At 65.1% G+C, this 24,759-nt stretch carries 33 protein-coding genes; 28 read left to right on the plus strand and 5 right to left on the minus strand.

The annotated features are described in order from the left end of the window. Position 1: 1 nt before the first annotated feature. The 12 genes from NOF53_RS11955 to NOF53_RS12010 all read left to right on the plus strand — a co-directional run bounded on the left by NOF53_RS11955 (position 2) and on the right by NOF53_RS12010 (position 7,364). Complete coding sequence (locus tag NOF53_RS11955; protein WP_255968436.1) at positions 2–286, plus strand: hypothetical protein; 285 nt, start codon at positions 2–4, stop codon at positions 284–286. 13 nt (positions 287–299) lie between these two features. Beyond that, the gene (locus NOF53_RS11960) at positions 300–1,550 is read left to right on the plus strand and encodes a phage portal protein (RefSeq protein ID WP_255968438.1); all 1,251 of its coding nucleotides are present in this window, start codon (positions 300–302) and stop codon (positions 1,548–1,550) included. After that, entirely contained in the window at positions 1,550–2,332 is a 783-nt protein-coding gene (locus tag NOF53_RS11965; RefSeq protein ID WP_255968440.1) for an HK97 family phage prohead protease, read from the plus strand. Before NOF53_RS11960 ends, NOF53_RS11965 begins: the two co-directional genes overlap by 1 nt. A 31-nt stretch (positions 2,333–2,363) precedes the next feature. Further along, a complete protein-coding gene (locus NOF53_RS11970) occupies positions 2,364–3,671 on the plus strand; it encodes a phage major capsid protein (RefSeq protein WP_255968442.1) in 1,308 nt (435 codons plus the stop codon). A gap of 87 nt (positions 3,672–3,758) precedes the next feature. After that, positions 3,759–4,037, plus strand: coding sequence for a hypothetical protein (locus NOF53_RS11975; protein WP_255968444.1), 279 nt, complete (start codon positions 3,759–3,761; stop codon positions 4,035–4,037). Continuing rightward, on the plus strand, positions 4,034–4,567 hold the full coding sequence (locus NOF53_RS11980; protein ID WP_255968445.1) for a hypothetical protein: 534 nt from the start codon (positions 4,034–4,036) through the stop codon (positions 4,565–4,567). Before NOF53_RS11975 ends, NOF53_RS11980 begins: the two co-directional genes overlap by 4 nt. After that, positions 4,564–4,881: a hypothetical protein gene (locus NOF53_RS11985; protein ID WP_255968446.1), complete on the plus strand. Its 318-nt coding sequence runs from the start codon at positions 4,564–4,566 to the stop codon at positions 4,879–4,881. Before NOF53_RS11980 ends, NOF53_RS11985 begins: the two co-directional genes overlap by 4 nt. A gap of 2 nt (positions 4,882–4,883) precedes the next feature. Continuing rightward, the gene (locus NOF53_RS11990) at positions 4,884–5,135 is read left to right on the plus strand and encodes a hypothetical protein (protein WP_255968447.1); all 252 of its coding nucleotides are present in this window, start codon (positions 4,884–4,886) and stop codon (positions 5,133–5,135) included. Next, a complete protein-coding gene (locus NOF53_RS11995) occupies positions 5,132–5,533 on the plus strand; it encodes a hypothetical protein (RefSeq protein ID WP_255968448.1) in 402 nt (133 codons plus the stop codon). Before NOF53_RS11990 ends, NOF53_RS11995 begins: the two co-directional genes overlap by 4 nt. Positions 5,534–5,576: 43 nt before the next feature. After that, complete coding sequence (locus tag NOF53_RS12000) at positions 5,577–6,407, plus strand: hypothetical protein (RefSeq protein WP_255968450.1); 831 nt, start codon at positions 5,577–5,579, stop codon at positions 6,405–6,407. A gap of 80 nt (positions 6,408–6,487) precedes the next feature. Further along, positions 6,488–6,796 (plus strand): hypothetical protein, encoded by a 309-nt coding sequence (locus NOF53_RS12005; protein WP_255968452.1) that lies wholly within the window; start codon positions 6,488–6,490, stop codon positions 6,794–6,796. Further along, positions 6,783–7,364 carry a hypothetical protein gene (locus NOF53_RS12010; RefSeq protein WP_255968454.1) on the plus strand — a complete coding sequence of 194 codons (582 nt, stop codon included), beginning with the start codon at positions 6,783–6,785 and terminating at the stop codon, positions 7,362–7,364. The genes NOF53_RS12005 and NOF53_RS12010 overlap by 14 nt, the downstream gene beginning before the upstream one ends. Here the strand turns inward: NOF53_RS12010 and NOF53_RS12015 are convergent. Next, the gene (locus tag NOF53_RS12015) at positions 7,361–7,522 is read right to left on the minus strand and encodes a hypothetical protein (RefSeq protein WP_255968456.1); all 162 of its coding nucleotides are present in this window, start codon (positions 7,520–7,522) and stop codon (positions 7,361–7,363) included. The two genes, NOF53_RS12010 and NOF53_RS12015, sit on opposite strands and share 4 nt — an antisense overlap. Before the next feature lie 18 nt (positions 7,523–7,540). Between NOF53_RS12015 and NOF53_RS12020 the strand changes: the two genes are divergently transcribed. From NOF53_RS12020 to NOF53_RS12085, 14 genes are read left to right on the plus strand one after another with little or no spacing between them, the layout of a single operon-like run. Next, positions 7,541–7,777 (plus strand): hypothetical protein, encoded by a 237-nt coding sequence (locus tag NOF53_RS12020; RefSeq protein ID WP_255968458.1) that lies wholly within the window; start codon positions 7,541–7,543, stop codon positions 7,775–7,777. 8 nt (positions 7,778–7,785) lie between these two features. After that, on the plus strand, positions 7,786–11,658 hold the full coding sequence (locus tag NOF53_RS12025) for a phage tail tape measure protein (protein WP_255968460.1): 3,873 nt from the start codon (positions 7,786–7,788) through the stop codon (positions 11,656–11,658). Continuing rightward, positions 11,658–12,581, plus strand: coding sequence for a hypothetical protein (locus NOF53_RS12030; RefSeq protein ID WP_255968462.1), 924 nt, complete (start codon positions 11,658–11,660; stop codon positions 12,579–12,581). Before NOF53_RS12025 ends, NOF53_RS12030 begins: the two co-directional genes overlap by 1 nt. Then, complete coding sequence (locus tag NOF53_RS12035) at positions 12,578–14,263, plus strand: Gp37-like protein (RefSeq protein ID WP_255968464.1); 1,686 nt, start codon at positions 12,578–12,580, stop codon at positions 14,261–14,263. The genes NOF53_RS12030 and NOF53_RS12035 overlap by 4 nt, the downstream gene beginning before the upstream one ends. A 17-nt stretch (positions 14,264–14,280) precedes the next feature. After that, positions 14,281–14,673 (plus strand): phage gene 29 protein family protein, encoded by a 393-nt coding sequence (locus tag NOF53_RS12040; protein WP_255968466.1) that lies wholly within the window; start codon positions 14,281–14,283, stop codon positions 14,671–14,673. Next, positions 14,670–15,272, plus strand: a complete 603-nt coding sequence (locus NOF53_RS12045) for a M15 family metallopeptidase (protein WP_255968468.1) — start codon at positions 14,670–14,672, stop codon at positions 15,270–15,272. The genes NOF53_RS12040 and NOF53_RS12045 overlap by 4 nt, the downstream gene beginning before the upstream one ends. Continuing rightward, on the plus strand, positions 15,272–16,183 hold the full coding sequence (locus NOF53_RS12050; RefSeq protein ID WP_255968469.1) for a hypothetical protein: 912 nt from the start codon (positions 15,272–15,274) through the stop codon (positions 16,181–16,183). Before NOF53_RS12045 ends, NOF53_RS12050 begins: the two co-directional genes overlap by 1 nt. Position 16,184: 1 nt before the next feature. Beyond that, positions 16,185–16,451, plus strand: coding sequence for a hypothetical protein (locus tag NOF53_RS12055; protein ID WP_255968471.1), 267 nt, complete (start codon positions 16,185–16,187; stop codon positions 16,449–16,451). After that, entirely contained in the window at positions 16,444–16,950 is a 507-nt protein-coding gene (locus tag NOF53_RS12060) for a hypothetical protein (protein WP_255968473.1), read from the plus strand. The genes NOF53_RS12055 and NOF53_RS12060 overlap by 8 nt, the downstream gene beginning before the upstream one ends. After that, complete coding sequence (locus tag NOF53_RS12065; protein ID WP_255968475.1) at positions 16,950–17,291, plus strand: hypothetical protein; 342 nt, start codon at positions 16,950–16,952, stop codon at positions 17,289–17,291. Before NOF53_RS12060 ends, NOF53_RS12065 begins: the two co-directional genes overlap by 1 nt. Positions 17,292–17,310: 19 nt before the next feature. Next, positions 17,311–18,297, plus strand: a complete 987-nt coding sequence (locus NOF53_RS12070; protein ID WP_255968477.1) for a hypothetical protein — start codon at positions 17,311–17,313, stop codon at positions 18,295–18,297. After that, complete coding sequence (locus NOF53_RS12075) at positions 18,294–18,587, plus strand: hypothetical protein (protein ID WP_255968479.1); 294 nt, start codon at positions 18,294–18,296, stop codon at positions 18,585–18,587. Before NOF53_RS12070 ends, NOF53_RS12075 begins: the two co-directional genes overlap by 4 nt. After that, positions 18,584–19,357, plus strand: coding sequence for a hypothetical protein (locus NOF53_RS12080; RefSeq protein WP_255968481.1), 774 nt, complete (start codon positions 18,584–18,586; stop codon positions 19,355–19,357). Before NOF53_RS12075 ends, NOF53_RS12080 begins: the two co-directional genes overlap by 4 nt. Before the next feature lies 1 nt (position 19,358). After that, a complete protein-coding gene (locus tag NOF53_RS12085; protein WP_255968483.1) occupies positions 19,359–20,642 on the plus strand; it encodes a polysaccharide deacetylase family protein in 1,284 nt (427 codons plus the stop codon). Here NOF53_RS12085 and NOF53_RS12090 read toward each other — a convergent pair. Both NOF53_RS12090 and NOF53_RS12095 read right to left on the minus strand, forming a co-directional pair. Beyond that, complete coding sequence (locus NOF53_RS12090) at positions 20,639–21,409, minus strand: SGNH/GDSL hydrolase family protein (protein WP_255968485.1); 771 nt, start codon at positions 21,407–21,409, stop codon at positions 20,639–20,641. The two genes, NOF53_RS12085 and NOF53_RS12090, sit on opposite strands and share 4 nt — an antisense overlap. Before the next feature lie 56 nt (positions 21,410–21,465). Next, positions 21,466–21,897 carry a hypothetical protein gene (locus NOF53_RS12095; RefSeq protein WP_255968487.1) on the minus strand — a complete coding sequence of 144 codons (432 nt, stop codon included), beginning with the start codon at positions 21,895–21,897 and terminating at the stop codon, positions 21,466–21,468. A 330-nt stretch (positions 21,898–22,227) separates the two neighbouring features. Here NOF53_RS12095 and NOF53_RS12100 point away from each other — a divergent pair, with 330 nt between their 5' ends. Further along, the gene (locus NOF53_RS12100; RefSeq protein ID WP_255968489.1) at positions 22,228–22,464 is read left to right on the plus strand and encodes a hypothetical protein; all 237 of its coding nucleotides are present in this window, start codon (positions 22,228–22,230) and stop codon (positions 22,462–22,464) included. 163 nt (positions 22,465–22,627) lie between these two features. Further along, complete coding sequence (locus NOF53_RS12105) at positions 22,628–23,551, plus strand: tyrosine-type recombinase/integrase (RefSeq protein ID WP_255968491.1); 924 nt, start codon at positions 22,628–22,630, stop codon at positions 23,549–23,551. A 54-nt stretch (positions 23,552–23,605) separates the two neighbouring features. Here the strand turns inward: NOF53_RS12105 and lpqV are convergent, their stop codons facing one another. Together lpqV and NOF53_RS12115 are read right to left on the minus strand one after the other, a co-directional pair. Further along, a complete protein-coding gene (gene lpqV / locus NOF53_RS12110; protein ID WP_255968493.1) occupies positions 23,606–24,040 on the minus strand; it encodes a lipoprotein LpqV in 435 nt (144 codons plus the stop codon). Between the two features lie 90 nt (positions 24,041–24,130). Beyond that, positions 24,131–24,757 carry a DUF2637 domain-containing protein gene (locus NOF53_RS12115; protein ID WP_255968629.1) on the minus strand — a complete coding sequence of 209 codons (627 nt, stop codon included), beginning with the start codon at positions 24,755–24,757 and terminating at the stop codon, positions 24,131–24,133. Between the last annotated feature and the right edge of the window lie 2 nt (positions 24,758–24,759).

Here is a 24,759-nt window from a genome sequence, read left to right on the forward strand (position 1 = left end):
GATGAGTACATGGATCTGCGCGGCCGTCGCGATTGTCGCGCTGGTCGTGCTCTCAGCCGCCGCGCTCGCGCCGCATCTGTCCTACCGCCGACTGCTGATTCATCGCCGGGTGGTGGTGAACCTGCGCAGCGGCAACGCAATAGCCGGGATCGTCACCAAGTCGACCCCGAAAGTCGTCATCGTCCGCGACGCCGTGGTGCATGAGCACGGCGTCGCTCCGGCACCGGCCGATGGCGAAATCCTGATCGAGCGCGACCACATCGATTTCATCCAAGCCACGACCTGAAGGAGGCGGCCCCATGTCGTTCGTCGTCTCTGAAGGATCGATCCGCGGACTCAACAAGCCCGAGCTGCCACCGATCACCAAGATCCAGCTGGCAGACGGTCTGTCCGTCGACTACTACGAACTCTGGCGAACCCAGCCCGCGGTGCGGACCACGGTCTCGTTCCTCGCCCGCAACATTGCCCAACTCGGAATTCACACCTTCCGCCGCAAGGGCGACGCTGACCGTGAGCGTCTGACCGATCACCCGCTCGCGAAGCTGATCGCTAAGCCGAACCTATGGACGACGCGCTACCGGATGATGGACGCGCTCGTGCACGACCTCGGAATCTTCGACTGCGCGTATTGGCAGAAGACCGCCGGGCCGGGACTGATTCGGCTGCCGCCCCCGATGGTCACGCCGAAGGGCGACAACTGGCTGTACCCCGAGTACTTCGAGGTCAAGGGATCGAAGGGCAAAGTGCAGATCGCCGCCGACAAGGTGGTGTTCTTCCGCGGCTACTCGGGCATGGGCGACCTCTTCGGTACCTCGCCGCTCGAATCGCTGCGCCGCACGCTCTCGGAGGAGTACGAGGCATCCCGTATGCGTGAGGGAATCCTGCGCAACGGTGCCCGAGTCTCGGGCTACCTCGAACGCCCCACCGACGCGAAGCCCTGGACCCCCGAGGCGCGCGACCGCTTCGGCACCATGTGGCGCTCGCAGTACACCGGCAACGGTCCGATGGTCGGCGGCACACCGATCCTCGAAGACGGGATGACGTTCAAAGGTGCGGCCCAGACCGCTGAGGAGCTTCAGTACATAGCGGCTCGCAAGCTCACCCGGGAAGAGGTGGCCGCGGCGTACTTCATCCCGCCGCCGATGATCGGCATCCTCGACCACGCCACGTTCTCGAACATCGAAGAGCAGCACAAGATGCTGTATGCCGACACCCTCGGCCCGTGGCTGACGATGTTTTCGGAAGAGATCGCGTTGCAACTCATCGACGACCTACCCGATCCAGTGAACGTGTACGTCGAGTTCAACCTCGCCGAGAAGCTCCGAGGCTCGTTCAAGGAACGGTCCGAGGGTCTGCAGAAGTCGGTCGGTGCTCCGTACATGACGGTGAACGAAGCCCGCGCCATGGACAACCGGCCGCCGCTCGAAGGCGGCGACGAGTTGGTGCGTCCGCTGAACGTCACCCAGAACGGCGACCAGGATCCGACCCCCGCAGCGCCGGGAACGACTGACCCGACCGCCGACGACCAGAACCCCGAGGAGGGCAACTGATGCTCACCAAGAATTGCGCGCCGGTGCGGGTCAAGGCCGGGACCGACGACGGACTCGAAGACGGCGAGTTCACCGCGTACGCCAGCGTGTTCGGCAACAAGGACTCGTACGGCGACATCGTCATGCCGGGCGCGTTCGCCGACACCCTCGCCGACTGGGCGAAGTCCGGTGACCCGATCCCACTGCTGTTCGGCCACAACATGAGTGACCCCGACTACAACATCGGGCACATCCTCAGCGCCGAAGAAGACGAGATCGGACTGAAGGTGCACGCGAAGCTCGACCTGGAGGGCCCGAAAGCCCTGCAGGTGTACCGGCTGATCAAGGGCCGCCGCGTGTCCCAGATGAGCTTCGCCTACGACGTCCTCGGCGGCGGATACGCCGAGCGCGAGAAGGCGGACGACTCAGGCGAAACCGAGGGCTACTACGAGCTGCGCAAGCTGAAGCTCTACGAGGTCTCGGTCGTTCCGATCGGGGCCAACCAAGAGACCGACATCCTCGCAGTGAAATCGATCCCGGCGCTGGCCGACCGGATCGTCGAGGATGCCAAGGCTGGCCGAGTCATCTCGGCCAAAAACGAGAGCGAACTCCGCACCGCGCACGAGTCCATCGGCCGCGTGCTCTCCGTTCTCGATTCCACCGACGAGGAGAAGGCCAGCGGTAAACCGGCCGACACCGCCCGTCCCGAAGATCAGGGGCCAGCGGAGAAGCAGGCAAACCCGTCCGTCAACCCCTTGGCAGCGCTGGAAGCGCTTGCGCTCGCGATCGAGCTGAGCGCCTAACCCAACCTCCCGAGAAAGGGAACCCATCATCATGATGACCAAGACGAAGCTGGCCGACCTGCAGACCGCTGCACTCAAGGCCACCGAAGCCGCCCGCCAGATCGCGGAGAAGGCCGACGCCGACCCCAGCACCTGGTCCGAACAGGTCCGCTCCGAGTACGACGCCGAGATGAAGAAGGGCCGCGACCTTCTCGACCAGATCAAGGTCGCCAAGGCGGACCTCGCCGTCCTCGACGAAGCGAAGGGACTCGCCGCCGAAATCGGCCAGCCCGCCGTCGACGACATCGAGTCGCAGGGACAGCGCCCCGTGCGCGAGCGAGTCAAGTCGCTCGGCCTCCAAGTCGTCGACTCGCAGGCATTCAAGGACGCCCTCGCCCCGTACAAGGGCGCGCCGATCCCCGAGCGCTCGCGGTTCCAGACCGACCCCATCGGCATGAAGGGCCTGTTCGTCGGTGGCACCGACACCAGCGCCGGCGCGTTCGTGGTCAACGAGCAGACCGGAATCGTCGAGACCCTCGGACGCAAGGAACTGACGATCCGCGACCTGGTCTCGGTCCGCCGCACCGGCTCCGACGCCGTCGAGTACGTCGCGCAGACTTCGCACACCAACGCTGCGGCCGTGGTCGCCGAGGCCACCAGCTCGGCTGCACCGACCGCACCCGGCACCGCCGGCGCTCTCGTCCTCAACCCCAACGGCGGCTACAAGCCCGAAGGCTCCTGGGCGTACGAGCGGAAGGTCGCCAACGTCAAGACGATCGCCGAATGGGTGCCCGCCACCAAGCGCGCGCTCGCCGACGTCGCGGCCCTCGAAGGCCTGATCAACGACGAGCTCCGCGCCGACATCGCCGAGACCGAAGAGGCGCAGATCCTCAACGGCGACGGCACCGGCGAGAACCTCACCGGAATCAACGCCTGGTCTGGCATCCAGACGCAGACCTTCTCGACCGACATCTTCGAGTCGATCCGCAAGGGCATCACCAAGGCCCGCACCGTGGGACGCGTCAACCCCAACGCGGTCGTCGTCAACCCGGTCGACGCCGAGAAGATCGACCTCGCCAAGGATCTCAACGGCACCTACCGCTACGGCGGACCGCAGTACATGGGCGGACGTACGGTGTGGAACCTGCCAGTCGTCGAATCCGAGACCCAGGCAGCCGGAACCGCTCTCGTCGGCGACTTCCAGAAGGCAGTCCTGTGGGACCGCGAGCAGACCACGGTGACGATCACCGACTCGCACGCGGACTTCTTCATCCGCAACATGGTCGCGATCCTCGCCGAGGAGCGGCTCGCCTTCGCGGTGACCCGCCCGACCGCGTTCGTCAAGGTCGCCACGGCCTAATCGTTGCTACTCAACAGCTCTCGGCTGGGCGCGGAGTCGACACCCGCGCCCAGCCGGGGCACCAACACTCACGAAGGGGTAACGGCAATGGCCGAACTCAAAGAGTATGAGGTCGAGATCAACGGCTGGTCGACGACCGTACAGCTCAACGACGAGGACGCGGAGAAGCGTGGCCTCACCGTGGACGACACGCTCGACGCGAAGGCCGCCGCCGACGCGGAAGCTGAAGCTCAGGCGGCAGCCGAGCCCGAACGCCTCGCCAAGGAACAGGCCGACGAGCAGAAGCCTGACACCGTAGAGGAGAAGGCGGCACCGACCCCGGCGAACAAGGCCCGCACCGCAGCGAACAAGAGCGCAGCGAAGTGACGACGCCGGCCGAGCCTGAACTCGTCACTGCTGAGGATCTGGTCGCGTTCCGGTCCGGCTCAGGGATCGAAGAAACCAGGCTCGCCGGCGTCATCTCTGCGATCCGTGGATTCTGCGAATGGCACGTCGCTCCGGTGAAGACCGAGACAATGACAGTGGATGGCAACGGGCACGATGTGTTGCTGCTCAGAACCCACCGAATTGTCAGCGTGACCTCGGTAGTGGAGAACGGCGTCACGCTCGACCCGAGCGCGTACGAGTGGTCGGCGAAGGGCATGCTCCGCAAGCGGTCCGGGTGGACGGACCGGTGGCGTGGCGTCGTGGTCACGCTCGAGCACGGTTACCCGGTTGTGCCGGACGAGGTTAAAGCCGTCGTGCTCGACGCCACCACACAGGTTCTGGCCACCGAGCCGGACGCGGTGGCCGAGAAGATCGGCCCGTTTGAGTACAGCGGATCGGCGGGCGGTGTCCAACTGCTGCCCAATCAGCTGGCTGTGCTCGCCCGGTACAAGATCGGGTGGGGCGCATGAGCGAGAAAGTGCACCGCGTCCGCGCCCTGGCGTACGACGAGAACAACGACCCGCTCCCCGACACCGGTGGCCCGCCGTTTGAGCTCACCGCCCGCGGGGTCGAACCGGGAGCGAGCGAAGGGTTCGAGGAGTACGGCCGCAACGGCGAGGAGATCGCGTACACCGTCTACTTCACCAAGGCTGTCGACCTCACCAACGACGACGACTTGATCGTCCGCGGCGACCGATACGGCGTGCGGGTGGCGGACTGGCGATCGGCGTTCGGCACCGGACGCCGCGCGATGGTCGTCTTCGCGACTCTGAGCAGGGGGTGACCATGGTGCGACGGCAGGGCTTCCGGCTCAACTACGCGGGTGTTGCGAAGATCCTGAAATCCGATGAGTACGCGGCACGGATCAACGCGCTCGCCCGGGAGATCGCCCGAGAGGTTGGCGATGACGCCGAGGTCGAGGAGTACACCACTGACCGGCGGGCAGCGAAAGTGTCTGTCCCGGCCGCACGGCAGGCCCGCGACGGTGCTCTGACCCGGGCCGCCGCCGCGGTGGGGCTCGAGGTGCGGACTCGATGAAGCCGGTACGAACCCCCGGGCATCCCGCGCTGTACGCCAAGGACTACCTGAAGACGGCGTTGCCCGCGCTGACAGCGGTCCAGTTCACCGCCGGGCTCGCGGTCCCGGACCAGTGGACCCCGCACTCGAAGCCGCATATCGGTGTGTTCGACGACGGCGGGCCGACCCGCTGGCCGGTAGCCACCCGTCCGGTTCTTCGGGTGACCGTGTGGTCGGTGAGCGAGACACAGTCACGCGACCTCGCCGGGCTGTGCATGGGCGTGCTCCTCGCCCACAAGATCCCGGGTATCGCGCATGTTCGCGAGCCGTCGTCCATCCTCGCGGCCCGGGACCCCAAGAACGACGGGTTGATGGCCTCGTTCACGGTTCGGACCACCGTCCGCACCCTCTCTGTCTAGCTGCCACTCGGTGGCCCAATGCCCTTGAAAGGGGTGCTTTGCCATGCCAAACGAAATCAATCCCGATGCCTCCCGGATTTGGGACGGGGCCGAGACCTACGTAATCCCTCGCAGCGCCGTCGTCGGTGGGAACATCGCGCCCTACATTCCCGCGAACGTCGACGAGGAACTCGATCCGCTGTGGGAATTCGTCGGGCTCCTCGACGCGTCCGCTGGAATCCCGGTCAACCCCGAGATCGAGATCACCCACTACGACGGGTTCGGCCACCCCCGGTACCGCAGCAAGGCGCGCAAGGGTGCGATCTCCACCGGCTTCACTGCCCTGGAGGACAACTCGGTGACACGCAAGTTCGTGCTGCCCGGTTCCTCGCCCAACAAGATCGGCGCCCCGAAGGGTGTGTACTTCTACGTCGCGTACGTCCTGCGCGACGAGGACATCGTCACCGACATTCGGATCACTCTGCGGCCTGCGCTGTTCGAGCTGACCGGACACAGTGGCGCGGTCGAGGGTGAGCAGGAGTCCTACGAGATCGCCTGCCACCACGCGAACGACGCGAACGGTGACGTATTCCAGCGGGTGGAGACCTCCTCGATCGAGCCCATCGTGAAGACGTTCACCCTCCCGGCCGGTACGACGGGCGGCACCTGGACGGTCACGGTCGACACGAAGGCGACCGGGCCGCTGGCGAGTTCGATCACGCGGGCCCAGTTCGAGTCCGCACTCGAGGCGCTCTCGGTCGTCGGCGAGGGCAACGTCACCGTCACCGGTACGGGTGGTCTGTCCGGTTACACCGCCACGTTCTACGTGCCGGTCACGACGGTCACCGCGTCGGGTACCAGCCTGACCCCCTCTGGCACGGTCACCGTCGCCTGATACCCCGGCCGCCTGGTGGAGTGCAGCCCGCCAGGCGGCCGGTTCTACCTCTGCTGCACCCGGCTGCACATAGGAGCGTCATGCCCCGCACACCGACCGATCACGAGATGCAGGAGGCCGCCGAGCGGCTCGGCATCGTCGAGCCAGGACAGCCCCTGCCCCCGCGTCTTCGAGCCAAGGTCGCGAAGGCGATCCAGGCGGCCGAGAAGATCGAGGCGACCGAGCAGGCGGAAGCCGCCGCGTCGTCCGACTTCGTCACGCCCGTCGCCACCATCCACGCCGACCTGATCACGGCCGGTCTCCCCGAAACCGCCGCGGCCCGAGTGGTCGCGGCCATCGCGCCCGCAATCTGGCGCACAAGTCAAGGAGCTGCACATGCCCGCCAATGACGACTTCGACGCGTTCGAGAACGACGAGGAATTCAGCCCGGAGGAACTCCGCGCCGCCGCCGCCGCACTCCGCGAAGGACGAGAAGCCGACCCCGAGCTGGACGACGACGAGGACCCCGCCGAGGACGACGAAGCTGACGAGCCCGACGAGGTCGATGAGGTGGACGAAACGCGTACCGCTGCAGCCGCAGTCGTCCGCGCAAATCGCCCGAACCGCAAGCAGCGCCGGGCCGCCGGGTCGATCCCGAGCCACGCACCCAAACCGCAGGACCGCAAGCCGAAGAAGTCACCAGCCCAGGCCGAGGCGGAGGACTCCGATCTGCTCCTCACGCTGTTCGGTGAGGAGCTGCGCATCGACCGCAGCGCCGTGCTCAACAACTGGGACTGGCAGCTCGGCGCGATCGAGAAGAACCCCCTGCAAATGGTCAAGGGATTGCTCGGCCAGAAACAGTTCAACTGGTTCTGCATGCGCTCCCAGGCCGAGGGCATGCAGCCGCTCCAGGCGGCGACCGAACTGATGGACCTGTTCGCCACCGCGGCCGGGTTCGAGAGCGCGGGAAACTCCTAGGCCTCCTCGCACTGCTCCGCGACCAGGAGAAGTGCGACGCGATCGAGGCCGACCTGAGCAGATTCCACCACGGTATGGACCTCCGCGACCTGTGGCGAACCGACGACGACGGGAACCCACGCCTGACCCTGCGTCAGGTGTGGGTCCGCGTGCGCCACCTTCCACGGACGTCGGCGATGGCGATCCTCGACAACGGAGGAACCGAACCATGGTCGATCGCTAACCATCTGAGCGCTGATCTCTGGCTCGTCCTCGCGCGGGCGAACTCGAAAAAGGGCAAGGAACCGAAGGACCATCCCGCCCGCGAGAAGCAGATGAAGAAGCGGACCGCGAAAAAGGCGAGCACCAAACGCACCGCGTACGAACGCGCGAAAGCACGCAACGCCAGGCGGATCGCTGGCACGAAAACGTAGGAGGCGATGTGGCTGAATCGATCGGTTGGGCAACCCTGCAGGTCATTCCTTCCATGGATGGCGTTGCCGGCCGGATGGACAGCCAGCTCGTCGCCCCGATGCGGACGGCCGGTCAGGCAGCCGGTCGGGCCGCGGGCCAAGGCGTCGCCTCCGGAATCGAGGCCGCCCGGGCCGCCGTCGACAAGGCCACGTCAGTCCTGGCGAAGTCGCAGGACAAGATCGCCGACGCGACCGGTAAGCGTGCGGTCGCAGAGAAGCAGCTGCAAGCGCTGGTCGACAAGGGTGTCACCGATGCAGGTCGGCTCGCCGCAGCGACGGAGAAGATTGAAGCCGCGCGCCGGCGGGAAACAGCCGCCGCCCGCGAGGCAGAGAAGGCCACCCGGGATCTCGCCGCCGCTGAAGAGCGGGCAGCCACAGCAACCGACGAGGTCGCGGGTTCCGCCGAGCGCGTTTCCGGCGGATTCCGGTCGATGTTCTCCGGTCTCGGTGGTGGAACGAAGCAGCTCCTCGCGTTCGGCACCGGCATGGCTGGCGTTGCCGGGGCCGCGGATCTCATGGGCAAGGCGATGGACCAGGAGAAGTCCGTCTCCAAGCTCAACGCTTCCCTCGGCGCGAGTGGCCAGATGGCCGCGGATTTCGGTGCCGCAGCGAAGTCGGTGTTCTCCTCGGGCGTCGGCGAGTCGATCGGTGAGATCTCCAGTGCAGTCGGCCTCGTGCAGTCGTCGTTCGCGACCCTCGGGTTCGAGGGCGACGCCACGCTCGAGCAGGCGACGACGCGGGCGGTCAACTTCGCGAACGTCTTCGACACCGACATCGCGTCGTCGGTGCAGGCGGCGTCGACGCTCGTCACCCAAGGTCTGGCGAAGGACTCGACCGAGGCCTTCGACCTTCTGACGAAGAGCTTCCAGACTGTCCCGGCCGCCATGCGCGACGAGCTGCCCGAGATCATCCAGGAGTACGGGACCAACTTCCGTGCTCTCGGGTTCGATGGTCAGGAGTCGTTCAACCTGCTCGTCGCCGCGGCGGGTCAGGGCAAGTTCGCGCTCGACAAGACCGGTGATGCCCTGAAGGAATTCACCATCCGCGGATCGGACATGTCGAAGTCCTCAGTGGGTGCGTACGAGGCGATCGGCCTCAACGCAGAGGAGATGGCCAACAAGATCGCAGCTGGCGGTGACGGTGCCCAGGAGGCCCTTCAGCGGACGGCTTCTGGACTGCTGACCATCACCGACCCAGCGGAGCGCGCCAACGCGGCGATCGCACTGTTCGGTACCCCGCTCGAGGATCTGAGCGTCGACCAGATCCCTGCATTCCTGCAGGGGCTGGCTGGCGCACCGGATGCCATGGCGAACTTCGCCGGCGCAACGGATGCCATGGGCGACACCCTCAACGACAACGCGGCCTCGAAGCTCGAGACCTTCAAGCGTGGGATCGAGTCCTCGATCGTCGGGGTCCTGGGCGACCAGGCGCTACCGATGATGAGCGAGTTCACCGGGTCGCTCGAGGAGAACGAAGGGTCGATGCTCGCCACCATCGCCGGGATGACCGGCATGGGTGGTGCGCTCGCGGGATTCGAGCAGGCGAAGGGCGTGTTCGACTCCGCGAAAGAGGGTGTGCTCGGACTCAAGGACGGTTTCCTACAGGCGAAGGACACCGCGCAGCAGGCGTGGTCGAGTGTGCAGGCCGGTGCCGGGTGGGCGAAGTCGAAGGCTTCGGCTGTGGCGTCGTTCGTCCACACGTCCGCCTCGGCGACCGTCGAGGCGGTCAAGACCGGTGCGGCGTGGACCGGTGCGCAGGCGAAGGCCGGTGCCGGGTGGGCAGCTGCGAAGCTGTCCGCGGTCGGAACGTTTATCGCGATGTCCGTCTCGGCGACCGTCGAGGCGGCCAAGACCTCGGCCGCGTGGGTGGCGTCCAACACCCGAACCGCTGCATCGTTCGTCATCAGCAGGGGCGCGATGGTCGCAACGACGATCGCGACCGGTGCGATGACGGCGGCGCAGTGGCTCCTCAATGCGGCGTTGAGCGCCAACCCAATTGGCATCATCATCGTCGCGGTGGCCGCCCTGGCGGCTGGCCTGATCTACTTCTTCACCCAAACCGAGATCGGGCGGCAGATCATATCTGCCGCTTGGTCCGGCATACAGGCTGCGATCTCGTTCGCCTGGGAATCGGTGATCAAACCGATCTTCGATTTGTGGTGGGCAGGCATGCAGGAAATTGGAGACGTCGCACTCTGGCTGTGGAATTCAGCCATCGTGCCCGCCTTCAACGGCGTCCGCGACGTGATCGGCGGCGTCGCTACCTGGGTCGGTGACCGGTTCAACGACATCGTCGGATTCGTCACCAGCATGCCGGAGCGGATCTCGTCCGCCGCGTCAGGTATGTGGGACGGCATCAAGAACGCGTTCAAGTCCGCGATCAACTGGATCCTCGAACGGTGGAATTCGCTCGACTTCAGCATTCCCTCGGTCGAGATCGCGGGCGTGAAGTTCGGTGGATTCACGCTCGGTGTGCCGGATATCCCGCTGCTCTCCGGTGGTGGTGTGGCTGGTCGCCGTAAGAACGGTCAGCTGTTCGGTCCCGGCACGGGCACCTCGGACTCGATCCTCGGAATCAACGAGCTGGGCATCCCGACCGCCCTGGTGTCCGACGAAGAGGGAGTCGTCAAGAAGACGGCGATGGACAACGGGGGCGCTGAACTCGTTGCCGCTCTCAACGCCGGATGGACACCTACAGCGGACGATCTGCACGGCATGTTCCCGGGACTCCCTCGATACGCCAACGGCACCGTGTCGGTCCAGGACATGGATTCGTTCGCCCGACCGATCGAAGGAGTCAAATACGCATGGGGCGGCTGGGGTAACGGCTGGCTCACTGACTGCTCGGGCGCCGCTGCTGCGGTCGCAAACTACGCGGTCAAGGGTCTGCCTGCCGGTGAGGGTCAGCGGTTCGCCACTGGCACCCAAGGCGACGCGCTCGCTGCGCTCGGCGCACAGACGGGACTCGGCCCTCCCGGGTCACTGTCCTGGGGCTGGTACAACGGCGGCCCCTATGGCGGGCACACGGGCCTCACGCTGCCTTCTGGGGTCAACGTGGAAATGGGCGGCAGCCGCGGCAATGGCCAGTTCGGCGGCCAGGCCGCGGGCGCGAACGACCCGATGTTCACAGACCACGCGTTCATCCCGCCGAGCTTCTTCAAGAAGGACCTCGGCTCGCCGAACGACGTCCGCGAGGGCGACGTCCGGTCCGACGCGGGGCCCGCGGGCGACTGGTCGGGGACAACCCCACCGGCCGGGTCAACGGTTCCGTCTTCACCGTCCTCACCGTCGACTACGCCGGGTGCATCGAGCACGGAACCGGCGAAGGCCTTCTCGGCCCGAGATCGGTACAAGTCGATGTTCACCGACATCGGCGGGATCTGGGCTGATGCGTCGATCGAGATGTTCGGGATGGGTGACTGGCTGGACCTGGCCGACCGCTACACGATCAAGGACAGCTCCGGAACTGCGGGAGCGCCTGGCGCACCAGCGGTCGGTGGTGACACCGGGGGCGGCGATCCGAACATCATCCCGATGATCGAGCAGGCGAAGTCATTCCTCAAGGGTGTCGGCCTGTTCGATACCGGCGGCGTATGGGAGCCAGGCACTTTCGGGTTCAACGGGCTACACGAACCCGAGCACGTCCTCAAGGACGCGCACTGGAAGGTCGCCGAAGGGAACATGACCAAGCTCGACGAGCTCGTCGGCGCTGGTGTGGGCGGTGGTCCGCGCGTGCAGATCATCAACAACAACAACCAGACGATCGCCGACCAGGCGTCCTGGCAGCGCGATCAGGCGAACCGTACGCGGATCGCGATGATGCGGTACGGAGGAGGCAACTAGTGGCTGTCGATATTGCCTTCATCAGTCCGGAGGGCACCCGCATCGACGTGAGTGGGCGTTTGGCCGGCCGTCAGGGAATCGTCCTGGCGGCCGGTCAGGTGCAGAACATCTACGGTGCGCCGATCTCGCAGGAGTGGAAGCGCGCTGCTCGCGAGCGGGGCGGTCGGTTCAAGTCGCAGTCGTTCCCGATGCGGGACATGGCCATCGGTGTGCACCTGTTCGGCGACGAACATCCCGAGGGTATCGAGTACCTCGAGTCGATGATGGATCACTGCTTCCCGTCCGAGCCGGACGAGTGGGATCAAGACTGGGAACCGGGCCGAATCGTGATCAAGTCGAAGAACGCGGTCCGCAGACTCTTCGCGATGCGGTACGACGGCGACGACTTCGAACCCGATTTCGACCCGCACGTCGACGACTACGAGAACCCGATCCTGAAGCTCCGCTCTGGTCAACCCTTCTGGGAGGCAAGGCCAGTAGTCACCGCGTGGGAGACAGACGGCACGTCGGGTTCGGGCTTCATCGAGGTGTCGAATCCGACACCGGTCCTGATGTTCCAGTCGTGGCGGCTCACCCTCGGGACGTGGTCGATCCCCGATCCGTCATGGGTGGGTCGCAAGGGGAAGCGTGTTCCGGGTGGCGAGTACGGCGATCGCACTGTGCCTCTGCTGCCGATCGAACCGGTGCACGGCGGTGCACGGATCAACTACGACCCGATGCGTCTGATGCTCGAATCCTGGTCGGGCACCAACCTGCTCGGCGAGAACGGCGGGCGTGATTTCTTCATGCACAAGATCCCGCCGTTCACCCCGCCGACGATGTTGCCGATCTCGGTGACGGGTGCGCCGGCGGGCGTCGGTGCCCGCGCTGAACTGCACCAGCCGCGTCTATGGCTGAAGCCCTGGGGAGGTGAATGGCGATGAGTGTGGATCTGAGTCTGAGTCTCGAGGAGCAGTGCCAGGCGATCTGGGACGAGACCGAGGCGCGTGACCGGTGGATGCAGGCGCAGCGGCGCAAACCCCCGCTGGTGCGTCTCCACACGGGGGCGAACTGTGATCTCGTACACGTCGTCGAGTGCGAGGACGAGGCGACCTGGGAAGACCCGGACAACGACACCGGCCCGGGGACGCTCATTCTCGACTTCGCAACGCCGCAGGCGCAGTGGCTCAACGACATGTACGGGCGGATCCAGCGCGGCGAGAAGCGCAATGTGATCGTCTCGGTCGACTATTGCGGCATTCGGTGGTCGGGCTTGCTCGAAGAGTGTGATGTGCAGACCGACGAGACGGGCTACACCAGGCTCGTCGCGACGTTCCTGTCGGACTTCGAGCAGCTCAAGTCGAAGTTGCTGTGGTCGACGCCGGTGATGCCGGCGGCGTTCCAGCCGATCAAGGTGTTCGGCCTAGCCGGGCCCGCCCCGTGGGTCTGCCTGACGGCGCTGCAGATAAATCTGTGGCGCGAAAACTTCAGTCTCCTCACACTTCCCGACGACCCTCTCGCACCGTCCGCCTGGTTCACCGGTCTGGATATGGCGAACTGGACCGTGGTCGTGAAGCCGTCGAGCTTCATGTATTGGATGGGTCAGGGTGTGCCCTGGGCGATCCTCACCTCGCGGTTCAAGTACTGGCACGAAGCGGCGCAGGACATTCTCGCCGACGCCGAGCTTTCGCTGCGGTGGCGACGGTGGTTCGAGGGCGACCCCGAACCCTGGCCAGGAGCGCAGGTCCGCCACGGTGCGCTGGTCGTGTGGATCGAAGATATGTCGGGCGTGCTCGCGGGCACCTCGAACGGAGGCACGCTGGCGGACGGCCTGGCTCGCACGATCCGTTCGTACACCGAGGACTTCGTCGAGAACATCGAAGAGACCATCACCGATATGCCGGTGATCGACGACTACCGGGATCCGAACAAGCCGTTCTCGTACGACCCACGGGTGCCGTACGTCTACTACCCACCGGACTCACCGGGCGTGACTCAGTCGAGTTTCAAGTCCAAGGGCGCGAAGTATGTCCAGCTCGTCACGGGTGGTCACTCGATGCCCGGTGTCAACGAGACTATGAGCGCCCTGACGCAAGGCATCTTCGACGTCATCGGAAATGCGTTGCAGGTCGGGTCGATCGGCGGATCGGTCGACGCGATCTTGAAGCCGTTCTACGAGGACACCGTCCTCGCCTGGGTCGCGGTGAAGCTGTTCGAAAGAGCCCAAGCCTCTGGGGATTTCCGCCTGTTCGAGTTCTTCATTGCCTCGGCAGGGAAGGCGTACACACTCGATACGCTCATGGTTCTCCGCAAGGGCGCCCACGACACGCGCACCATTTTCTCCTGGTCGATGTCGATCGCTGACGCGACGCCGTACATGTTGGGAGAGAACGGCCTCGGCCATTTCTCGAAGGGCCACAGAATCGCGGGCCGGATTCCCGGCGACCTCACTCGCCGCATCCACGTGCAACGGGTCGCGAAGACCGTGCTCGGTTGGGGCGTCGATCGGTCCGCGGGCTGGGAGCTGGTCGTCGGCGAGAACAAGCCACAGGAAGATCCGCTCGTGCGCCTGATGGGCGACGCGGCCGAATTCAGATCCGAACTCAAGGAAGCGGGAGTGTTCTAGTGCTCAGCGAAAATGACATGCCGACCCGCGAGAACTGCGACCTCGACGATCCCGAGGAAATGTTCTGGTGGATGTTCGTCGCGCAGCCCGAACTCAAGGGCGGCCTGGCGCTGATGGTGTGGGCGTACTACCGCCTGATGTCCAAGCGCCTGCACGACCTCGGCGCCCGACTCAAGTGCGACGCGTGCGGGCACATGGCCGAGCCGAAGCTCAAGCTGCGGCTGCCCCCGACCGAGGCGCACTGGCTCGCTGGCGAAGGCAAATGGGTTCCGATCACAGAGCCCGACGCACCGCGCGACGAGGCCGAGGAGATCGTGCGGAAGCTACCGCCGGCAGCCCGCGCAAAACTGAACTCGGCCCTCGACGCGATCAAGGCGGAAGAGGCGATGCAGAGGGGGACGGGCCGATGAGTTTCCGAACCGCGTACGGCAACGCCTGGTCCGAGAACGGGTGGCGGATGTGCGACCGCAACGAGTGCGAGCGCATCTACATCGATGGTGCGAACAACGACTACCTTGCGGCGATGATCGTCCGCTCGGGTCCCGCCGAGGTGGTGCTGCGGGCGTGGGCGACCTGGTACCACCGCAACGTCGAACCGCTCGACCGATACCAGTCCGGTGTCGGTGACGACTGGGGTTGGTCAGCGACGAACGACGTCGCCAACAGCAACCATCTGTCGGGCACGGCGTTGGACTTCAACGCCGTCCAGTACCCATGGGGCGCACGCGTCATGCCGAGAGATCGCATCGCGAAGGTGCGCGAGGGCCAGAAGCTGTTCCGGGGATTCGTCTTCTGGGGCGCTGACTGGGCGCGCGCCGATGAGATGCACTACCAGATCGGTGTGCGCGAGTTCGATGCGGACGGCCAGCCGAACCGAGCTCTTGCCGCATTCGCCGCCGAACTCGTGAACGGACTGCATGGCATCCTCGCCCCCGCGGCGCCGGCCGCTCCTGAGTACGACGACTACGTGCGGGCTGGCTTCGGCCAACTCGTTCCGAGGAGGTCCTGATGGGCACCTACTGGGCGGACGTCAGCCAATACCAGCGCGTTGTCGACGACACCTACCCGCACCGGGTGTTCTCGTTCCGCACGAACTCGGGCGACAAGCTCGACACGAATGCGGCGGCGAACCTCGCATGGGGGCTCACCGCACTGCAGGCGGGGCGCATCGACATCCTGATCCCGTACTACTTCTTCCGCCCGGGGCAGGCGAACTGCGACCTCTGGCGGCAGGTCGTCACCATCGACGACAAGATCGACCCGCGCATCGTCTGCATGGTCGACGTCGAAGGCGATCGAGGCACGGTGCACGGGAACCACTCGGCTGAGATCAACGCTGAAATCAGCCGGGTGCAGGCCTGGCTCGGTGGCCGGCGGGTGATCGGCTACCTCAATCCGATGGCCGATCCCCGGTTGTGGCCCACCCGACCCGACATCCCGCTGGTCGTACCGCACTACAACGGCACACCCGGGCAGTCCTACGACTATTTGAACCGCTTCGCGCACCAGTACTCCGACCGGGTGCTGTGCGCCCCGTTCGGCCCGTGCGACGCGAACTACACCCACCTCGAGATCCCCGAACTGCTGACCCTGTTCGGCATCACCGAAGGAGAAACCATGACCGACGTAGTCCGTAAAGGTGCCGCCCAACTGCACCCGTTCGCCGGGAAGCTACGGCAGATCGGCACACCCGCCAACGTCAACGAATCGACACGGTCCACTCAGGAGCCATGGCCCTACGACATCTGGGCCGACATCTGGAACGAGGCCGTCTGGGACCAGTACGACTTCGACGCCGCGATGGCCGATGTCCCGGACGACGCGAAGCGCTCACTCGTCGGCCTGGTCCGCACCATCGGCGCCCGCCAGTCCCGCATCGAGCGCAAGCTCGACGCCCTCCTCGAAAAGCTGGAGAAGTGACATGAGTTTCGCTGACAGCAAGTACAACCCACTGAACTACTCCGCTTCGCAGATCGCGAAAGCGCTCGTCTCGCTGGTCACCACCGCGATCATCCTGTGCGGTCTCGCCGCCGGCGCATTCGTCGACGGCCCCCTCGCCGCTGTCGGACTGTGGGCAGCGGCGGGCGCAGCGGCACTGACCCCGATCGCCGTGTTCCTCAAGGGCGCAACCCCCGTACTCGAGCGGTGGGAGAACGGCGACATCGGCGATCACGAAGCTGATGCCTGATCGGGTGATGCGGGCGGTGTGGTCCCGGTTGCACGGCGACCGGTTCACCCGCCCGCTGACCCGGCGCATCAACGGCCATCGCGGAAAGTTCCTGTTGCTGTTCGCGATGATCTACGCGCTCTTCGGATACTCGTACGTGATGGCCGGGATCACCGCAACCCGGCGCGCCACATTCGGGTGGCTCCCCGACTGGTTCAGCTTCACTGTGTTGGCGTGGCCATGGTTCATTGCCGCGGGTGTCGCCGTTGTGAGCGCAATCTTGTATGACCCCCCACGGACGGATCGGCACGGGTTCATGGCGTTGGCTGTGGTGCCGATGGTCTGGGGTTTCATGTACCTGATCTCGTGGCTGGCAGGGTTCGCCACGACCGGGTGGATCAGCGCAATCATCTATTTCGGTTTCTCCGCGATCGTCACCCATGCATCGTCGTGGCCGAACGCGATCCAATTGGGCGGTGACCGGCTCTTGCCGAAACATACTGAGCCGGAGGATGACTGATGGGAACAGCTAACGGGCCGATGTGGGCTCTCGCTGGGGTGATCATCACCGCGATCTGCACGGTCCTGGTCGCGAAAATCAACGGCCGGTCCTCACAGAAAGCAGCGGCGGATCCGATCCGGTTGCAGGCGGAGCAGAAGGCATTCGAGTCCGCGGCTGCCTATTGGCAGAAGCAGATCGAGGGATTGAACAGTGACGTCGCCCGACTAGAGGGGAAGGTCGATACCGTCGTCCGCCGGTCCGAGGAGAACGAACGGAAGAACCGGCGGCGTATCCGCCAGCTCGAGAACGAGCTGATTACGCACAACATCACAGTCCCCGAATGGGATACAGCGACGTGACGGAAGGCGGTGGTATGCGATGACGTCACCGATCGAACAGACCCCGGACGGAATGCTCGACGGCCTCGGTGGCATCGAGGCCTGGGGGCAGAAGACACAGGCCGAGTACGAGGCCGAGCGGGTCAACATGATCACAGAGAAGACCGAACCCATCAGCCTCTTCTCGGTCGCCCAGTCGCTGTTCAAAGGTGGATATGCCAGCATCGGACAGGTAATCACGAACCTCGTCGGGGCGATCACTCAGGGTGCGTTCACAGACATTGTCGGCCTGGCGACATTCATGGGCGAACTGACCGGGCAGGTGGAGGAAAACAACGAACTGATCCAGGTTCATGGGGAGCAGATCGCAGACCTCGAAAGCTTCATCGGAACCGGAACCACCACACCGATCTGGGCGTCGACTGGGGGTCGGGACCTTGTGACGTTCCCTGACACAATGATGCAACGCCTGTACTACATGGATGACGATGGCGAAGGCGCCAGCAAATCACTGACGGAAATCCCATCTTTCAAGCCGGGGAAGCGATTCGTCGAATTTGCCTTTATCCGTGGTGGTCGTGACACGCCTACCCCCGTTGAAGCGGTGCGAATAATTACCGGTGACGACGCAGGATTAGTCGACATCGATGCGTGGTACCTCGGGGTCTACGTTTACGACCAGCCGAACGATCGCATGCAACTGCTGTGGAACTCGGGAAATATCAAGAGCGTCCTGACGTCCCAGCGGCAGCGGTATCACATCGCAACGGGAATGACTCAGGAAGCACAGAACGATCAACTGTTCGCGATCGCCCAGCTGCAGATCGCCCCGGGATTCCTTCAGGGAACGCGGAGCCTCGGCTGCATTTTCCAAACTGGTGTGGCAGAGCAAGCGGGGACTGTCCCTCAAGCCCGCCACGCCTACATCGGGGATCAGAGCGTGCTGCCCGCCACTATCGCTATGTCAGCGCTCACATACGACAAAACGAAGCTCATGTGGGGCGCGATAGGAGAGTCGGCGACATGATGCAAGACGGAGCGTTCCGGATCACTGCGGAGGAGTTGGCCGAGTTCGTCGGCCCGGCGGAAGTCCAGCCAGTGGCGCCCCACCTATGGCTGCTGAACACCCTCACGGGCGAGACCACGGTAGAGCGTCGCGGCGACTACGGGAACGTGCCCCAAGGGTGGGTGCTTCTGATGACCGGCCCCGACCCGGCGTGGGTGGATCAGTGGGCCGGGGACCTGCAGCGCGCTTGTGACGAACAACTGAACCCGCTTCTCGCGGAGGCGTTTCCCATGGAAGGGGTAGCAGAATGACCATTGTCAATTCCAGCTTCATCTTGCCCACGGGTGAGGATCTCGAAACCGGCACTCTGACTTACACGCGGACCGATCTTCTCGCGGGCGCCGGCGGCGCGATCGTAGCCCCGATCGAGACTGTCGTGAACATCGTGGACGGCGACGGAGCCTCGCCCGATATCCAGTCCGGCCCGTACGAGGTGCGCGTCGAGGCAGGCTGGTATCTCGACACCTTCAAGATCGTGGTCCCCGCGACCGGCCCCGTCGATCTGATGGACCTGATCGAGGAGTTCGTCACCTACGAACCGCAGGTGATCGGTCAGGTGCAGCAGCTCGTCGCCCAGGCGCAGGGCCTGGCCGCCGCCCAGGACGAGGCGATCGCGGCCAAACTTGCGGACCCGGACTCGGAGACTCGGACGACCGCTAACAGTATTTATGCCCCGGCCACCGGCATCGTAAAGACCGCTCTCGCGTCGACTGTGCAGACTTCGCTCGGGAAGGCGGACACGTCGGCCCAATTCAGCCAGCTCGCACGTAACCCCGATCTGCTGATCGCTGGGACCATCACGCGGAACTCGAACGAGGCGGCGATCAGCGCGCCCGTGGTGTGGCCGGACGGCACCCCAGGCACGTACACCGCGACCACGCTCAGCGCGTCGTTCCCTGGCGCGGTGGATGCCTACACGATCACGTACGGCTCGCCCGTGACGAAGACCTATGCCCAACCCGCCGTAACCCGCAACGCCGCTGGCGCAGCGACGGCCGTACCCGCGATTGTGGTGAGCTGACATGGGAATACTTGACGCGCCTGGGCTGGCACCCCGCTTCGCTGACGCTAAGTTCGCCGCCCGCCGTGGCCGCGCAACCGCCCGCCCGCTCCTGTCTCTGCTGATGAACGAGGCCTCGTCCGGGTGGGCGATCGCGGGCTCACAGGCGGCGATCAACTACACCGACTCGACGGCGGCCTACACGACCGACGCCATGTTCGGCGACCGCTGTGTACGCCTCAAGAGCAACGGCACGTCCGCTGGGAACATGAACGTCACGAAGGTCCTCGGTGCGCCGTTCGATGCGTCCTCGTGCAACGTCCGGTTGTTCGTGAAGGTGCTCGACACCAACTGGACGCAGATCCTCGTCAACGTCGGCACCTCGTCGGGCGCGAACGCGTCCGTTGCGACGATCTCGAAGGACGCCGCGCAGACGGGCACCGTCGTCCAGGTCGGCCGGTGGGTGATCCTCGACATTCCGCAGTCCGCCTTCACGTACACCATTGGCACCGGTGCGCCGTGGTCTGCGATTCAGTCGATCATCGTCACTGCCACCGCGGCGGCGAGCGTGACAGAGGTCCGCTTCCATGGTGTTGAGTTTGTGCACCGCGACCCGCGTGGGGTCAACGCGAACGGAGCGATCGTTCTCACATGGGACGACTCGCACGTCTCACAAGCCACAGTGCTAGAGCCCGCGCTCACCGCTCGAGGCTTGAAAGCCACCTTGATGCCCATCCCTGGGGCGCACGGCACGAACGCGAGTGTGTTCATGACGAACGCGCAGGTAGCCACACTCCATGACACCCACGGTTGGGAGGTTGGCGCGCACTGCTATTCCCTGTCCTCGCACGGCCTGGGGCTCACTGGCCTGACTGACCAGCAACTGATCGACGAGTGCGAGGCGATCAAGGCGTGGCAGTCAGGCTGGGGATACGACTCCACCTCGCACTCGTATCCGCTGGGAGTCCATGACGCTCGCGTCGAGGGGATCATCTCCCGGTACTGGCAGACCTCCCGGATCGCCACCAACCCGCTGATTACGTGCGAAACCGTCACCCCGGCCCGACTCTTTACCTTGCAGGCACTGAACGTGAACCAGTCGATTGCGAATCTGTCGGCAGCGATGAACAAGGCGCACACCGACAAAGGCCTTATCATCTTGATGGGTCACCAGGTTATGGAGTCCGGTGGCGACGGCAACACGATCAACCTGGCAAAGCTGAATCAAATACTGGATGCAATGGTGGCGTCCGGGTGCGATCTGGGGTTGACGATGCAGGAGTTCATCGCACGAATGGCGCTCTAGGCGATCTCGAGGCGGTACAAGAGAGCGTCCGAGATCGCTGTGTAGCCGAAGTCGTTGGGGTGGAAGTTGTCGCTGATGCCGCCATGCTTCGGCAGGTCGGCCGGTCCGCGGTATCCCTCACCGAGGAACAGTGAGGACAGGTCGACGTATGCGCCGCCGTTTTCCAGGCACAGTCGTTCGATCACCAGGTCGTAGGGTTCCCCGAGTTTCGGATCCTGCCAGGTGCCGGCGCATAGGAATTCCACATCGGGTGACGACGCACGGACCGAGGTCAGTAGGTTCCGGTAGTTCGTCTCGAAGGTGGGGAGATCGGTTCTGTTGACATCGTTGGTGCCCAGCTCCACGACGGCGAGTGAGTAGCCGCCCGATTGGTAGGACTGAGGTTTGATGTCAGCGACCTTCCCGCCGACCTGCTCGGCTGTTCGCTCTTCGACCGGTCCGCCCTCTCGGATCGCTTCGACCAACTGCGGCCTGTACCCGGCCGCGTCGTTGGAGGCGTACAGCCCGTAGGTCAGGGAGTCGCCGAGGAACAGGACCTTCAGCGGCCCACCGTCCGGGCGGGTCACCACGGCCGGGTCGGGCTGGGGTGGTGTGAAGTCTGCGACGGGCGGTGGCCCGCTGATCCTGTCTGCGGATACAGCCCCGCGTTGGGTATCCCACGCGAACCCGGCTGCGACGGCGACCGGGGTGATTGCGATCAGGGTCCAGAGGGCGATTGCCTTGGGCGTGCGCTTCGTTCGGGTGGGCTTCCGGTTCGTCAGGGGCATGTCGCGCATTCTCCCGTACCGGACGGTCTGCGCAACTCGACCAACTGAATGAGAGGTCAGGGTCCGCCTGGCCGCTCGTACCAACCGAGGTCGCCCGGTTGCGGGTGGTCGTACCCGAGCAGGTGTGGCTGTGGCGGTACGGGCAGGGCCGGGGTCTCGGGCTCCGCGTCGTGACGACCGAAGGTGATCCACAACAGGAGCGGTGCGGCGATGGCGATCAGCAGCCCCCAGGCCGTCCACACGAGCAGGCCGCTAGTCGCGGAGATGGTGGCACAGGCGGCGACAGTCGCTGTCTCCTGCGCCTCGGAGACGGTTCCGCCAGTCAGGTAACTGCCGCATGTCACGACGTGCGGTTGGGTCGTGCCGGGGAGCGGGCGCTCTGGGATCTCCTGTGTACGGAATCCCGCATACGCGGAGACGCCGAGGAGCAGTGCAATGAACGGGAGCGCGACGTGCATTGCCACTCGGATTCCCTGGCTCTGATTCACCTCGGGATCGTACCCAAGCCGACCCGATCGGCCACCCGAATGACCCGCCTAGACTTGCTCAGCGAAGGGAGATCGTAGCGATGAAATGCAAAACAGTGGGAGAACTCAGGGCCGCACTAGAAGGCCTGGATGATTCACTGCCCGTCATCGTCGAACGCGGCGACTGGAGTGACAAGGCCGAGTCGCCCAACGTTGATCTCGTTGATGGGTCGCTGGTGATCGAACACCCCTACGCCTGACCCTGATGTTTACTTCGGCCTCAAAAAATCACAGGATGTGCGAATTGCGAGGCTGAAACAAACACCGCCCATAAACCCACCATCAGGAGAGTTGACGACAGTGGCGCTGCACTTAGACCTCAAAGTCAACGGGAAAACCATCGGAACGTTCGAAGCCGTGAACATCCCCTTCCTCGGCACTGAGGGCAAGGCGCGCTACCGCGTCGACCTTCGCCGGATCAAGGACAGCGGCGAGGTCCAGGGAACGACAGCGATGGTCGACCACAACCCTGACGACGGGGCGTGGGAATTGCTTCGCAAGTCGCTTGAGCAGACCGGCTTCAAGTAGGTCCGCTACCCCCGCCCATAAACCCACACGCTCCATGGATTATTTACACGTTTGCGATTCCGGTCTAAGGTCGTGGCACCCCAGAAAGGGGACGGCCCCCGCGAGTGCTACCAACACTCTGCGAGGGCCTTGCCACCACACCAAACGCCTGGAGTGATGACCGATGCTCGACGTTACCCGAGTGACGACTGCCCTCACCATCCCGAGAACACGCAACGACATGATCGTTGCCGGGTTCCTTGCCCGCTACGGCAACGAGCACACCTTCGAGGGATACCGCACCGATCTGAAGATCCTGTTCGACTGGTGCGGCCATCACGGCCTCGACCCCATCGTCGACGTCGAGCGCCCGCACCTCGAGCTGTTCGCCCGCCACCTCGAACTCGAACGCCACAACCGGCCCGCCACCGTGAACCGGCGGATCGCCGCGATCAAGATGTTCTACTGGCTCGCCGAGGAGGACGGGCACATCGCCAAGTCGCCCGCCCGGAACGTGCGGCTGCCGAAGGTCCACCAGGACAAGACACGGACGATGGGCATGTCCCGCGCCGAGTTCGCCGCCATCCATACCGCAGCCCAGAAGTCGACCAACCGGGTGACCGACGAAGCGTTGGTGATGCTGATGGGCATCCTCGGCATGCGGGTCTCCGAGGTGTGCGAGCTGGACATCGCCAACTGCCAGGGCGCCGAAGGCGGGCACCGCGTGATCACCTTCGTCGGGAAGGGTGGCAAGCCTGCGACGTTGCCGATGCCCGTGCCGGTCATGCGGGCAGTCGACGCGGCGATCGGCGATCGGACGAGCGGCCCACTGCTGTTGCGCCGCGACGGCACCGCGATGACGAGGCGGTCCGCAGACCGCGTCGTGAAGCGCCTCGCAAACGTCGCGGGAATCAAGAAGACGGTGTCGCCGCACTCGTTCCGGAACACCATGATCGTGAGCGCACTCGACGCCGGCGTACCGCTGCGCGACGTCCAGGACGCCGCGCGCCACAGCGATCCGCGGATGACGATGAAGTACGACCATGCCCGGAAGAGTCTCGACCGGCATGCGTCGTACGTCGTCTCGACGTACATCGGCGCGCACTGATCGCAGACAGATTCGCCCCCACCCTCGCAATGAGGGTGGGGGCGTTTTGTGCGTTCAGCACTCGTCGGCAGCAGCAGCGCGGATCGATTCGATGAGGGCGGCTTGTTCGGCGGGTGTCGACTTCGCCCAGCTGTCTTCGCCAGCGTCGGTCACAGTGCCTGCGCTGACGTTCTCCTGGGTTGCCTGCATGATCGCGAGCAGTTGCTCGGCGGTGGTGAGGCCGAGCGCGCCCATCGCGGCCTTCGCTTCGGCGCATCCCTGGGCGAGTTCGGCATCGGACTTGGTGACGGGGACGTTGACGGCGGTCGTCAGGCCTGCCTCGGTGACCTCGTAGATGTTGGCTGCGGGCACTGGGGCGATCGGTACCTGAGCGGTGGTGGTCGCTACGACGGGTGCGCTGGTCGCGGGCGCGACTGCGACGGGCTCGCTGGAGTCGCCACACGCGGCGAGCAGGAGGGCGGCTGGGATGACGAGCAGGATTCGTTTCATTCGCTGATCAAACCAGACGGTACGCCAGCGACGCCCGGCCTGGGCTTCCCTCCCTGACCGGACCGCGCGAGCGAATCTACAACGACGGTGTCATGCGACTGCTTGGGCTTGTGCGATCCACCTTCGAACCGTGTTTCCTGGTGCACCGCCGATCCGCCGACCGGCTTCACGCTGCGACACTCCGGCTGCGACGAGCGCGAGCGCCTGCGCCTTCTGCTCCTCCGTGTACTTGCCCGGACGGGGCGTCGGTGCGACGAGGTGCAGCGGCTCGGGTTCCATCGCGCTCGCGGGCGGCGGGTCGCTGGGTGCGGCGTCCTCGACTGTGACGTCCGGCTGCGACTCCTCACTGACCTCGTCGTTTCGCATCTTGCGGGCGAGGTGCGACGCGAACGGGAGGCACAGTGGCGGTACGACTGCGACGAGGGCGGCAGCGAAGGGTGGCAGTGGTCCGGCAGGAACCATCGCATTCAGGATCGCTGCGAACACCGACACGGCGGTGCCGGCCACGAGAAGCGACCAGGCGTACCGCCGTGACGTCGCAAGGCGCATCACACCCCGCGCCGCCAACACAGCGAGGCCGTCGACAACGAGCGGCCAGACGTACGCCATGAGTCCGTAGCCCGCACGGTCTGCGAGGTCGACCAGCTTCGAGTAGCTCAGGGCGAACGCGAGGAACGCGATCGCGTAGGCGACGTTGGCGTCGAGGTTACGTCGCATGC

This window comes from Rhodococcus tibetensis, assembly GCF_024438035.1.
Classification (GTDB): domain Bacteria; phylum Actinomycetota; class Actinomycetes; order Mycobacteriales; family Mycobacteriaceae; genus Rhodococcus_F; species Rhodococcus_F tibetensis.